The sequence below is a fragment of the Streptomyces sp. NPDC048473 genome (assembly GCF_043200155.1).
Taxonomy (GTDB): Bacteria; Actinomycetota; Actinomycetes; order Streptomycetales; family Streptomycetaceae; genus Streptomyces.
Genome location: NZ_JBICXE010000030.1, coordinates 39,466 through 52,215 on the forward strand (window position 1 = coordinate 39,466; position 12,750 = coordinate 52,215).

Annotated in this window: 9 protein-coding genes; 1 reads left to right on the plus strand and 8 read right to left on the minus strand. The window is 69.1% G+C overall.

Annotated elements, in window-relative coordinates:
* Nucleotides 1-97 precede the first annotated feature (97 nt).
* Nucleotides 98-2,245: a SpoIIE family protein phosphatase gene (locus ACGFU7_RS34340; RefSeq protein WP_393701151.1), complete on the minus strand. Its 2,148-nt coding sequence runs from the start codon at nucleotides 2,243-2,245 to the stop codon at nucleotides 98-100.
* Nucleotides 2,246-2,488: 243 nt separating this feature from the next.
* Here ACGFU7_RS34340 and ACGFU7_RS34345 point away from each other — a divergent pair, with 243 nt between their 5' ends.
* Nucleotides 2,489-3,562, plus strand: coding sequence for an enoyl-CoA hydratase/isomerase family protein (locus ACGFU7_RS34345; RefSeq protein ID WP_393701153.1), 1,074 nt, complete (start codon nucleotides 2,489-2,491; stop codon nucleotides 3,560-3,562).
* Between the two features lie 64 nt (nucleotides 3,563-3,626).
* Here ACGFU7_RS34345 and ACGFU7_RS34350 read toward each other — a convergent pair whose 3' ends face one another.
* The 7 genes from ACGFU7_RS34350 to ACGFU7_RS34380 all read right to left on the minus strand — a co-directional run bounded on the left by ACGFU7_RS34350 (nucleotide 3,627) and on the right by ACGFU7_RS34380 (nucleotide 12,746).
* Nucleotides 3,627-5,090, minus strand: a complete 1,464-nt coding sequence (locus ACGFU7_RS34350) for an arabinose isomerase (protein WP_393701155.1) — start codon at nucleotides 5,088-5,090, stop codon at nucleotides 3,627-3,629.
* Between the two features lie 80 nt (nucleotides 5,091-5,170).
* The gene (locus ACGFU7_RS34355; RefSeq protein ID WP_393701157.1) at nucleotides 5,171-6,649 is read right to left on the minus strand and encodes a rhamnulokinase family protein; all 1,479 of its coding nucleotides are present in this window, start codon (nucleotides 6,647-6,649) and stop codon (nucleotides 5,171-5,173) included.
* Nucleotides 6,650-6,701: 52 nt separating this feature from the next.
* A complete protein-coding gene (locus ACGFU7_RS34360) occupies nucleotides 6,702-8,747 on the minus strand; it encodes a bifunctional aldolase/short-chain dehydrogenase (RefSeq protein WP_393701158.1) in 2,046 nt (681 codons plus the stop codon).
* Between the two features lie 69 nt (nucleotides 8,748-8,816).
* Nucleotides 8,817-9,983, minus strand: a complete 1,167-nt coding sequence (rhaI, locus tag ACGFU7_RS34365; RefSeq protein WP_393701159.1) for an L-rhamnose isomerase — start codon at nucleotides 9,981-9,983, stop codon at nucleotides 8,817-8,819.
* Nucleotides 9,984-10,404: 421 nt separating this feature from the next.
* Nucleotides 10,405-10,632 carry a hypothetical protein gene (locus tag ACGFU7_RS34370; RefSeq protein ID WP_393701161.1) on the minus strand — a complete coding sequence of 76 codons (228 nt, stop codon included), beginning with the start codon at nucleotides 10,630-10,632 and terminating at the stop codon, nucleotides 10,405-10,407.
* Between the two features lie 88 nt (nucleotides 10,633-10,720).
* Nucleotides 10,721-11,212 carry a hypothetical protein gene (locus tag ACGFU7_RS34375; RefSeq protein ID WP_393701162.1) on the minus strand — a complete coding sequence of 164 codons (492 nt, stop codon included), beginning with the start codon at nucleotides 11,210-11,212 and terminating at the stop codon, nucleotides 10,721-10,723.
* A 124-nt stretch (nucleotides 11,213-11,336) separates the two neighbouring features.
* On the minus strand, nucleotides 11,337-12,746 hold the full coding sequence (locus ACGFU7_RS34380; RefSeq protein WP_393701164.1) for an FAD-binding oxidoreductase: 1,410 nt from the start codon (nucleotides 12,744-12,746) through the stop codon (nucleotides 11,337-11,339).
* Nucleotides 12,747-12,750 lie beyond the last annotated feature (4 nt).

Here is a 12,750-nt window from a genome sequence, read left to right on the forward strand (position 1 = left end):
AGTTTGCGGGGTGGCCCGGGCGCTGTTTGGGGCCTGCCCCCCCGGGTGGTGGGGTGTGCCGCCCCCCCCGGGGGCCACACACCCCTCTGTGCTTTCGTCACACCTGCTCCCGTTCCTGTTCCGCGGGTGGTGGCGGGGGAGTGGAGGTGGGCGGCGCCGACGGCCCGATCTCGCACCAGACGGCCTTCCCCTCGCCGTGAGGCTCGATGCCCCAACGGTCGGCGACGGCATCCAGGAGCAGCAGGCCTCGCCCCGATGTCGCGGTCTCGCCCGGGCTGCGACGTCTCGGCCAGACGCTCGAACGGTCTTGAACCGTCAGCCGGACCCGCCGGACGGGCTCCGGCAACACCTCCAGAGTGAGTACCGCGCCACCTTCCGTGTGCAGAAGCACATTCACCAGCAGCTCCCCGGTCACCAGCTCGGCGTCGTCGGCGAATTCGGCCATGTCCCAGTCGGTCAGGGCCTGGCGCACGATGGTACGGGCGTCGGACAGCCCCTCCGGGTCCGCCTGGTGGATGTACTGGTGCAACCGCGGAGCCCGAGGCGACCCAGGGTCCGGACTGCGCCGCAGCACCAGCAGGGCGACATCGTCCCCCGAACCCCAACGCTCCCACAGCCGGTCCGACAGATGATCGGCCAGCGCCTCAGCGCCCGCGGGCCCCGCGCCGACCTCGTTGATCAGAGCCTGAATACCCGTGTCGACATCGACCCCCGGCTCTTCCACCAGTCCATCGGTGTACAGGACAAGGGTTTCGCCCGGCACCAGGTCTAGACGGGTCTCCGGAAACTCCTCGTCCTCGAAGTCGGTCGAAATGCCCAGCGGCAGACCGCCCCGCACCTGCGGGCTGCCGACCCGGCCGTCCATGTGCCGGATCAGTGGTCCGAAGTGCCCGGCGCGCACCACACGCACGGTCCCCGAGGCGAGATCGACCTGGGCGTACGTACACGTCGCGAAGCGATCCGTGTCCAGCTCGGCGAGGAAGCGCGAGGCCCGTGCCAGCACCGTCGACGGAGGGTGTCCCTCGCCGGCATACGCGCGCAGGGCGATGCGCAGCTGGCCCATGATGGCGGCGGCATGAGTGTCATGGCCCTGCACGTCACCCACGACGATGCCGAAGCGGTTCATCGGCAGCGCGATCACGTCGTACCAGTCACCGCCGACCTGGCGCCCGCTCCAGGCCGCGTGATAGCGCACGGCTATCTCGCCGCCCTCGATCTCCTGGATCCGCCGCGGCAGCATGGCCGACTGGAGGCCGGTGGCGAATTCGCGCTCCTCGTCGAAGAGGGTCGCCCGCTGCAGGGACTGGGCCACGATGGCAGCCAGCCCCAGACACAGAATGCGCTCATCAGCGTTGAAAGCCGTGTATTCGCGGTAGAAGAGCGCCAGGGTGCCGAGGGAACGCGCCTGGGCGACGAGCGGCAGATAGGCGGCCGCGCGGAATTCCAGCCGCTCTGCGTAGGGAGTCAGTACGGGATAGCGGTGGATGAGTCCCGATACCGAGGTCAGGAACCGGGGGCTGCCGCTGAGAATCGTGTCGGCCAGGGGGTACCTCCGGTCCAGCCCTGCGGTTCCGAGCTCGTCGATCGCCTCCAGCGGGTCGCCGCTCAGGGCGATGACGTTCAGGGTGGTGCTCTCGACCAGACCGAGTGCGAGGCCGTCCGCGCCGAGCCGGTCAAGACCGCCGGGTCCGGTGAGCGCGGCGGTCACATCATCCACGGTCACCGCACGCGACAACGCACTCGTCGTTCGTTCAACAATGCTGGTCTGGCGCTTTCGCCGTTTTTCCAGGTCCAGCACGAAGGCCGAATGGGTGACCTCCGCCGTTGCGTCCCTCACCACCCCGACGACCCGGTGCGCCCGGCCGTCATCGCCGCGCAGTATCCGCGCCTGGATATGGGTCCACTGGTCCCTGCCGTCGTCGAGCGGTACCCGGAAGTGAACGCTGTACGAGCTGCGCCCACCCTTGATCGCCTCGTCGATCGCCACATTGAGCCGGTTCCGCTCCGAAGGTTCGAGCCGTTCCAACAGGGATGCAGGCCGTGAGTCGAAGGTCAGTGGGTCCAGCCCGAAGACCAGCAGGCCCGCTTCGTCGATGTCCAGCGTGCGGGCATCCATGTCCCACTCGAAACTGCCCGTCCGATTCATGGCAAGCCGCTGCGCCGTCGCGGTCTCGCCGTTGTGCGTCTTCTCGGTCAGCAGGCGGGGCGGGACGGGTGTGCTCGGTTGCCGGTCGTGATCGGTCATTCCTGCTCCGGAGGTTTTCCGGCGGGGCAGCCGGGCGGTGCGGCCCGTACGGGGTGTCTCAATTGTCGAACCGGTTCCGGCAGACTGCCACAGCGGACACCCGGCAAAAACCGGTCTGAGATCCGGTCCGCGCGGCCTCGGCACCCCTGCTGCCAGAGCCCGGGATCCGCCCCGCAGAATGGCAGCGGAAGATCGTCCGCGATCGGCGGGCGATACGGCACAGGGGCTGACCGGAGCGCATTCATGAACCACGACGATCCCGTCCTGCTGCACACCGAGGGACGCATCCGGCACATCACGCTCAACCGCCCGCGCGCCCTCAACGCGCTGAATCACGCCATGGTGCTGCGCATCGACGAAGCACTCGCCGAAGCCGAGCTCGACGACGCCGTCACCGCGGCCCTGATCACCGGGGCGGGGGAGCGTGGCCTCTGCGCAGGCGGCGACATCCGCTCGATCCACGAGGACGCCCGCGCAGGCGGCGGCACATCGATGGACTTCTGGCGTGACGAGTACCGGCTCAACGCCCGTATCGCCCGATTCCCCAAGCCGTACGTCGCGATCATGGACGGCATCGTGATGGGCGGCGGCGTCGGTGTCTCGGCCCACGGCGACGTCCGTATCGTCACCGAACGCTCGCGCATCGCCATGCCCGAGACCGGCATCGGCTTCGTCCCCGATGTGGGCGGGACGTACCTGCTCGCTGCCGCGCCCGGCGAGCTCGGCACCCACCTGGCGCTCACCGCGGATGCGGTCGGCGCGGGTGACGCGTTGCTGTGCCGGCTCGCCGACCACTTCGTACCGTCGCAGCGCCTTGCCGAGCTCACCACCGCCCTCGCCGCCTGCGGTACGGCTGCCGAGATCGAGGAGACGGTGCAGCGGTACGCCTCACCCGCGCCGAGCGGTGAACTGGCGGCGCACCGCGAGTGGATCGATTCGTGCTACCGGGCCGACTCCGTCGAGGAGATCCTCGACCGCCTCGACAACAGCGGTGTCCCCGCCGCCAAGCAGGCCGCCGAGACGATACTGGCCAAGTCGCCCACCGCACTCAAGGTGACCCTCTCCGCTCTGCGCAGGGCCCGCGGGCTCGACAGCCTGGAGGCGGTGCTCGACCAGGAGTACCGGACTTCGTGCACCGCCCTCACCCGGCCCGACCTGGTGGAAGGCGTGCGTGCCCAGATCATCGACAAGGACCGCCATCCGCGGTGGAGCCCGGCGGATCTGGCCGAGGTCACCGAGGCCGACGTAGCGCTCTTCTTCGCCCCGCTGGGCGACCGCGAACTCGGCCTGGACGCCGGCTCCAGGACGACGGACTGAGCGGACGAAGACGGACCGAGGTGGACGGGGACGGAACCGGGACGGACCGGGGCTCCGGACCGATTCAGAGGTCGCTCGGGCCGGTGACGGTACGGAACGGGACGCCGAGAAGGTCGGCCGCGGCCTTGAGGTCCTTGGCACGGTGGCCGGTGCAGAGAGTCCAGTGGTGGCCGATGCCGGTCGCGGACCAGGCGTCGGTCCACTCGCCGGGGTCGAAGCCGAAGTCGACGCGGGAGGTGGTGTTGCCGATCTCCAGCAGAGGCCCCGGGACGACTTCGCCCTCGGAGGCGATGAACGTAAAGGTGCCGTCCGCCTCCTGTCCGATACCGAACGTGGTGACCGGACCGTGCTTGACGTCGAACTCGACGCTGACGCCCCACCCGCGTTTGCCGTGGTACACGCCCAGTCCGCGCAGCAGCGGATCCTTGGCGCTGATCGCGAGGTGGGCGGGGCCGTCGTGGCCCATCTCGACCACCCGGTCGCGGAAGTTGAGGGCCTGGAGCTCGGTGAAGGAGCCGCCGGCGCCGATGGTGTCGGCGATCAGCATGGCGAGGCTGGTGCGCAGCTCGTACTCCCCGGCCATCGGGATGCCTCGGGCGGTCAGCAGCGATGCGCCGAGGATCATGCCTGCGCCGAGCCGCTCGTGGATCTCGCCCTCAAGTCCACGGTGGTAGTAGGCGAGGCTGTCGAGTTCGAAGTCCTCGACGAGCCGGTCCAGTCCGACCGATACCCGGGCGGCCCAGGCGAGATCGTCCTCGTCGACGGAGTCGTCGAGGGTGAAGACCGTACGCGCGAGCGCAACGCGTTCGGCGGTCTCCTCGTCCGTCACGGCGGCGACCCGGACCCGCAGGTCGTCGAACTCGAGGATTTCTACATGTCCGCCGAACTGGGTGGAGACCAGCGTCATGTCGGTGGAGACGTCGAGCATCCCTGGGTAGAGGTGGCCCATCAGCCCGTGCCGGCCATGGCGCATCGCGCCACGCACCTGCGCGGCTGAGATCCAGCGGCGGATCCGGGTCCAGGCATTCTCGTCGTGCAGATGGCCGGAGACGGAGCGGAAGGGGATACCGCTGCGCCGGAACACATTGGCGACCTCGGGCAGCGGGCACTGTCCGCAGTACGCCAGCCACTCGCCCGTGTCGGTGTTCGGGTGGTCCATCGCCTCGGTCGGCTGGAGGTCGATGACCAGCACCGGAGTGTGGGTGCGCTGAGCGATCGGCAGCACCATCGAGGCCGTGAGATATGTCGTCAGGAACGTCACGACGATGTCGCAGTCGGCGCTGCGCAGCTGCTCCGCCGCCTTGGCGGCCTCCTGCGGGTCGGAGATGAAGCCGGCGTCGACGACCTCGCAGCCCATCTCCTCGAACCGCGCGGTCACGAAGCGCGCCGATTCCTGCAACTGGTCGAGGAGACCGGGAAACTGCGGCCAGTACGCACCGAGTCCACCGGAGACCAGGCCGACACGGGTACGGCGACGCGTGGTGCGGGCGAGCACGCCGTCGAGTACGGCGGGAGAGACATCAGTCATGAGTTTCCTTCCTTCGTCATCCATTCGAGGACCCGGGCTTCCGCGGAGGGGCCCGGGCTCCCGGTCGAGGTGTCCAGGACTCAGGCCGGCTCCAGCCTTGCGGCAGCCCGGTCCCAGGCCCGCTGATTTCCCTGAGGGGTGTAGTGGCGCAAGTCCTGCGTCTGCGCCACGAGTCGTCGCATGTCCATGAGGTCGCCCACCAGACCATGGGCGCGTGCCTGGAGCAGGATGTTGCCGAGCGCGGTTGCCTCGGCGGGACCGGCCGTGACGGGGAGCCCGGTGGCATCCGCCGTCCACTGGCACAACAGTTCGTTGCGTGAACCCCCGCCGACGAGATGGATCCTGGTCAGCTCCTGCCCTGCCAGACCGGCGGCCTGTCGCAGCGTCCTGCGATGCGCCAGAGCCAGACTCTCCAGCACACATCGCACATACCCGCCGGGAGTGTCGGGCGGTTTCTGTCCGGTCCGTACGAGGTGGGCGTCGATGCGCGACGGCATGTCGCCCGGGGCGAGGAACGTCTCGTCGTCGGGATCGATCACCGCGGCGAACGGCCGGGCACGGGCCGCCTCTGCGAGCAGTTCGGCCAAACCCGGAGCCGTACCCTGCCGGCCCCAGGCACGGCGGCACTCCTCCAGCAGCCACATGCCCATGATGTTGCGGAGACAGCGGATGGTGCCGTCCACCCCGCGCTCATTGGTGAAGTTCGCCGCCCGGGACTCCTCCGTCAGCACCGGAGCCGCCAGCTCCAGACCTGCCAACGACCAGGTACCACAGGACACATAGGCGAATCCGGGCTCGGTCGCGGGCACCGAGGCGACCGCCGACGCCGTGTCGTGCGAGGCGACGGTCGTCACCGGCGTCCCGGCCGGCAGACCGGTGTACTCAGCAACATGCGGCAACAGTGTCCCCGCCGGATCACCCGGCTCGCGCAACGGCGGAAACCAGGAACGCTCCAGACCCAGCCGGCCGATCAGTGCATCGGACCAGGTCCCGGCAGATGCATCGAGCAGTCCGGTCGTCGACGCGTTGGTGATCTCCGCGCCCACCGTGCCGGTCAGCCAGTGCACCAGTAGATCGGGGATCAACAGCATCGTCCGTGCCGCACCCCACTGGGCACTCGCACGGTGTGCGGCAAGCTGGAACACCGTATTGAACGGCAGATGCTGCAACCCGCTGACGGCATACAGCTCCCGCGCCCCGCATTCGGCCAGCACCTGCTCGGCCGCAGTGCCGTTACGGCTGTCGCGGTAGTGGAACGGCAGCCCGAGCAGCGCCCCGTCGGCATCGAGAAGGCCGTAGTCGACCGCCCAGGTATCGATGCCGACCGAGGCGATCGGACCGCCGTGCGCAGCCGTCCGCAGACCGTCCAGCATCCCCTGGTACAGAGCGAGTACGTCCCACCGCAGCCCGTCCGGCAGCCGGACCGGCGTATTGGGGAAGCGGTGCGCCTCGGTCAGCACGAGCTGCCCGGAACCGGCCCGGCCGGTGATCACCCGGCCGCTGGTGGCACCGAGGTCCACGGCCGCGAACACCGCGTCGCTTCGTGACGTCACAGACATGGAAATCTCATCCGTTTCATCGCAGGAACGCGCGGCATCGCAGGAACGGGGCTTATCGCAGGAACGCCGCAGCCACACCGGCGTCGACAGGAATGTGAAGACCGGTCGTGTGCGTGAGGTCCCCGCCGGTCAGCGCGAAGACGGCGTTTGCGACATGCTCCGGGAGCACCTCGCGCTTGAGGAGGGTCCGCTGGGCGTAGAACTCGCCGAGCTTCTCCTCCTCGATGCCGTACGTCGCCGCGCGCTGGGCACCCCAGCCGGCCGCGAAGATCCCCGAACCGCGCACCACCCCGTCGGGGTTGATGCCGTTGACCCGGATCCCCTGCTCGCCCAGCTCGGCCGCCAGCAGCCGTACCTGGTGAGCCTGATCAGCCTTGGTCGCCGAGTAGGCGATGTTGTTCGGGCCCGCGAACACCGCGTTCTTCGACGCGATGTAGACGATGTCACCGCCGAGGTTCTGCGCCCGCATCACCCGGGCGGCCTCACGCGAGACCAGGAACGAGCCGCGCGCCATGATGTCGTGCTGAAGATCCCAGTCCTGCGCCGTGGTTTCGAGCAGCGGCTTCGAGATCGAGATTCCGGCATTGTTCACGACGAGATCGACACCGCCGAACGCGAGCACCGCCGCCTTGAACGCTCCGGCGATCTGCTCCTCACTGGTCACGTCGACCGTCACCGCGACAGCCTTGTCCGGCCCGCCGAGCTCCTGCGCCACCGAGGCGGCGTTCTCCGCATTGAGGTCCGCGACAACGACACACGCCCCCTCCGCGACCAGCCGGTGCGCGATGGCCTTGCCGATACCGGACCCCGCTCCCGTGACCAGCGCCACCCGGGTGGCCAGCGGCTTGGGCTTCGGCATCCGGCGCAGCTTGGCCTCCTCCAGCTCCCAGTACTCGATCCGGAATTTCTCGGACTCCTCGATCGGCGCGTACGAGGAGACGGCCTCGGCGCCGCGCATCACATTGATGGCATTGAGGTAGAACTCCCCGGCGACCCGGGCAGTCTGCTTGTCCTTGCCGAAGGAGAACATGCCGACCCCGGGCACCAGCACGATCGCCGGGTCCGCGCCGCGCATCGCAGGTGAGTCGGGGGTGGCGTGACGCTCGTAGTACGCGCGATAGGCCTCCCGGTACTCCCCGTGCAGCTCCTTCAGCCGTGCCGCCGCCTCGGCCGGCGGCGCGTCCGCGGGCAGGTCGAGGACCAGCGGGGTGACCTTCGTACGAAGGAAATGGTCCGGGCACGAGGTGCCGAGCGAGGCGAGCCGTGGGTGTCCGGCACGGGCGAGGAAGTCCAGCACGGGCTCTGTGTCGGTGAAGTGGCCCACCTGCGGACGGTCGGTGGAGGCCAGGGAGCGGATCAGCGGGGCGAGCACGGCGGCGCGCTCCCGGCGCTGCTCCTCGACTAGGGCCTCGCGGCCCGCCCACACGGGGCCGAACGGCTCCGCCTTACCCTGCTCCTGAAGGAAAGCCTCGGCAGTGCGGATCATCCAGAGCGCGTTGTGCTCGCACTCCTCGGACGTCTCGCCCCACGCCGTGATGCCATGGCCGCCGAGGATTACACCGACGGCCTGCGGGTTGGCCTCCTTGACCGCGGCAATGTCCAGACCGAGCTGGAACCCGGGCCTGCGCCAGCCCACCCAGGCCACCTTGTCGCCGAAACACTCCGCAGTGAGCTTCTCACCGTCGGCGGAGCACGCCAGCGCGATCCCCGAGTCCGGGTGCAGATGATCGACGTGTGCGGCCTCGACCAGTGCGTGCATCGCCGTGTCGATGGACGGAGCGGCGCCACCCTTGCCATGAAGGCAGTAGTCGAACGCCGACACCATCTCGTCCTCGCGCTCCACCCCCGGATACACGTTTTTGAGCGCGCGCACCCGGTCCAGACGCAGCACAGCGAGACCGGCCTCGGTCAGCGTGCCGAGATCACCACCGGACCCCTTTACCCACAGCAGCTCGGTCTCGCCGCCGGTGACCGGGTCGGTGTCGGTGGCCTTGACCGATGTGTTGCCACCAGCGTAATTGGTGTTGCGGGCGTCGGAGCCGATCCGGTGAGCGCGCTCCAGGAGCGCGGCGACTTCGGCGTGCGTCGCGGACGTCATGAGATTCCTTCTGGGTCGGGGCCGGGCTGAACCGGGGTCGGACGGGTGTACGGGGGAGAGGATGGCGGCTCAGGCGCCCCAGCCGGCCTGCTCGCCACCGACCCGGGCGGCGGCGATCCGCTCCTGATTGCCCGAGGCCAGATATGCGGCGAACGGATCCCTGGCCAGCCCGAGCTCCTCACGAACCTCGGCAAGCAGCGGACGGACATCGGTGTTGTACGCGTCCATCAGGACACCGTTCGCGGCCAGCACATCGCCGGACTGCTGCGCGGCGCTCAGCGCGTCCATGTCGATCAGCAACGCCTTGGCTGTCGCTTCCTGCACATTGGCGACCGACCGGATCACGGCAGGGATCTTCGCCTCGATGTTGTGGCACTGGTCGAGCATGAAGTTGACGTTCGTCTCAGGCTTCATTCCGCCGTTCTTGACCACCTCGTGCATGATCCGGAACAACTGGAACGGGTCGGCGGCCCCGACCATCAGATCGTCGTCCGCGTAGAACCGGGAGTTGAAGTCGAACGCGCCGAGCTTCCCCACACGCAACAGGAACGCCACGATGAACTCGATGTTGGTGCCCGGCGCGTGGTGCCCGGTGTCCACGACCACCTGAGCCTTCGGACCGAGATTCAGACAGTGTGCGTACGCCGTACCCCAGTCCGGCACATCGGTTGTGTAGAACGCCGGCTCGAACAGCTTGTACTCCAGCAGCATCCGCTGGTCGTCACCCAGCCGCTCGTGCACCTCGGCCAGCGCCTCGGCGAGCCGGTCCTGACGGGCCACGATGTCGTCCTGCCCGGGGTAGTTCGTCCCGTCGGAGAACCAGAGCTTGAGATCGGGAGAGCCGGTCTCGTCCATGATGTCGACGCACTCCAGCAGATGGTCCGTGGCCTTGCGGCGCACCTTCGGGTCGGGATGGGTGACCGAACCCAGCTTGAAGTCGTCGTCCTGGAAGACGTTGGAGTTGATCGCACCGATCCGCAGCCCGAGATCCTCGGTGTGCCGGGTCAGCGCGGAGTAGTCCTCGACCTTGTCCCACGGAATGTGCAACGACACCTTCGGTGCCACACCCGTGAACGCGTTCACCTGCGCAGCGTCCTCCAGCTTCTCGAACGGGTCGCGCGGCACTCCTGGCTGCGCGAACACCTTGAATCGAGTCCCGGAGTTCCCGTACCCCCACGACGGTGTCTCGATCACCTGGGACTTCAGAGCTGCCTTGACGGCCGACACATCAGACATGAACACCTCACAAGCGGAGTCATCCAGCGACCGGTGGTCGTTCGGACGGTATGAATCGTTTCAGCAAGACCGTACGCTAGGTTTGCCGCAAGCTTCCCGTCAAGCAGCTGGTTGTGTTCTGTTCCGGGCTTGAATCAATTCACCCCGTAGGGGAGGACCCACGCGCAGAGGGAGCTGACCACGGGGACGAGCGATTGAGTGCGGGCCGACAGGCATCGAGTGCGCTCGGGGTGTCCTGAGAGCGCTCGGTCCGCCGACTCGTTCAGAGCATGGTGGCGCATCGGAGCGACGAGGTGAGGGGCGACGGCGCGACGACGACACGGCCTGCCGACCGCCGACCGCCGGACGGGGCCGGCCTACCCGGCCCGGTCCGCCCGGCGATGGAGAACACCGCGACCGCGGTGCCTTTCAGCGGGTCCGTTCAGCGACCGCTGCCGGACATGCTCGGCTGGAGCGAGCGCACGAGATCGAAGAACCGGGACTCGTTGCCGCAGAGCCCCGCACGCTCCAGCGCGCCATCGGCCTCCGCGATCGGCGAGGCAAGCAATGGCACATACAAGGGGCCCTCGTCAGGCTCCGCGAGCGCGGCCCGAGCGGCCTCCAGCAGTCGGACATACGCCTGGGCCGCGGCGAGTTCGTCATTGCGCATCTCAGCATCTCCCGGTCAGAGGTGTCGGACCCACCAGCATCCCCCATGGGTCTGACAACGCACTCCCGCAGCGGCGCGAGGCCGCCCACTAGCCGCCGTTCGGCCGTCGGACCCCGGCCGGTGGTTCGACCTCCAGAAATCTTCTTCGCCGCGGTCCGCGGTACAGCAGCACCGTCCAGCCCAACTTCCGCAGCACAGCCGCGCACCGGGCCAGCTCGCCCTCCTCCGCATGGGCGGCCCCACTTCCGGGCGGACCGAGCCACTCGACCCGTACGCTGCCCGGCGCCTCACCCTGCTCCAAGCGGTACCCGGTCGCCGAACGCAGGCCGGAGTCGTCAACGGCCGAGGCGGCCAGGCCCGATGCCTCCAGGGCCAGGGCGACGGCCCGTATCGGCCGGTGGGTCTCCCACTGCGCGGGTACGGCCTCCGGGCTCGCGTGCCCGGTGTTCGTCAGCCGCCGGATCTGCAGCATCCCCTCGAACGCCGTCCGTACCGAGGCGTCACGCTTCCCGTCCGGTGCCGGGTTCCTCGGGCCGTCCCCGGTGGCCGGTTCGAACCCGGTCTCGTTCTCGGTGCCCATCAGCGTCCCCTTCGCCCGTGCCGTACTGCTGCCAGTGTGCGTCGCTCCACTGACAACGGCCCGGGCGCGGGGCATCGACCGTCGCGACCGGGTGGCCGACCCCACCGCGCCCAACGCACCCTGGCTACGCCCGCGGAGCGTCCCCTTCACCTGACGGTGACGACCCGGCCCCGCCGAGCACCTTGCCCGGATTGAGGATGCCGTGCGGGTCCAGCGCCGCCTTCACCGCGTGATGCATGCCCAGCACCGCGGAACCCAGCTCCTTGTTCATGCCACGCATCTTCAGCAGCCCCACCCCATGCTCGCCCGTCACGGTGCCACCGAGCGCGATCGCATCGTCGAGAATGTCCTCGAAGGCCAACTGGGCGCGGGCTCGCGCGGCTTCGTCACCGGGCGGGGTGATGATCAACGGGTGCAGGTTGCCGTCCCCGGCATGGGCGATGTTGGCCACCAGAATGTCGTGCCGGGCCGCTGTCTTCTCGATCCGGGCCAGCATCTCGGGAACCGCGGTCCGCGGCACACAGACATCCTCGGTCAGGACCGGACCGAGCCGTTCCAGCGCCGGGTAGGCCAGCCGCCGCGCCTCGAACAGCGCATCGGCTTCCTGCTGGTCCGTGGAGACCACGGCCCAGGTCGCGCCCGCCCGCTCGAAGCAGTCCCGCACGAGTTCGGCCTCGGCATCGCCCTCGGCGCCAGGTGTGTCGACCCGGCCGAGCAGCACCACGTCCGCGTCGGCGGACAGACCCATCTTCTTCCACGCGTCGACGGCGGCGAGACAGTGACGGTCGACCAGTTCGAGCGCCGAGGGGATCACACCCGACGCGGTCACGGCGCTCACCGCCTCTCCCGCCGCGACCACCGACGAGAAGTACCCCGCCACGGTGCGCTCCTGCGGCCGCGCCGGGCGCAGCCGCACCGTGATCTCCGTGATCACGCCAAGGGTTCCCTCGGACCCGACCATCAGCCCGGCCAGGTCGTATCCCGCGACGCCCTTCGCAGTGCGCCGGCCGAGCGACACGACCTCGCCGAGCCCATTGACCACTTCGAGACCGAGAACGTAGTCGCGTGTCACGCCGTACTTGACGCAGCACATGCCGCCGGCGTTGGTCGCGACGTTCCCGCCGATCGTCGACCAGGGCGAGCTCGCCGGATCCGGCGGGTACCAGAGCCCGTGCTCCGCTCCGGCCGCCCGCAGATCGTCGTTGACCACTCCCGGCTGGACAACGGCCAGCCGCTCCGCGGCGTCGATGTGAACGATGCGGTTCATGTCCTCGAAGGACAGGATGATGGCCCCGTCGACGGCGTTCGCCCCGCCCGAGAGGCCGGTGCCCGCGCCGCGCGGCACCAGCGGGATGTGGTGGGCCAGACAGTGCCGGACCACGTCCCGTACCTCTTCGGTGGTCTGCGGACGGACCACGGCCAGGGGTGTTCCGTAGGGGGCCCACTCGGCCTCGTCGTGCTGATACCGGGCCAGCCCGGCCGGATCCGTGAGTACCCGCTGGGCAGGGATGCTGTCGACTGGTGCGTTCGCCACGTCC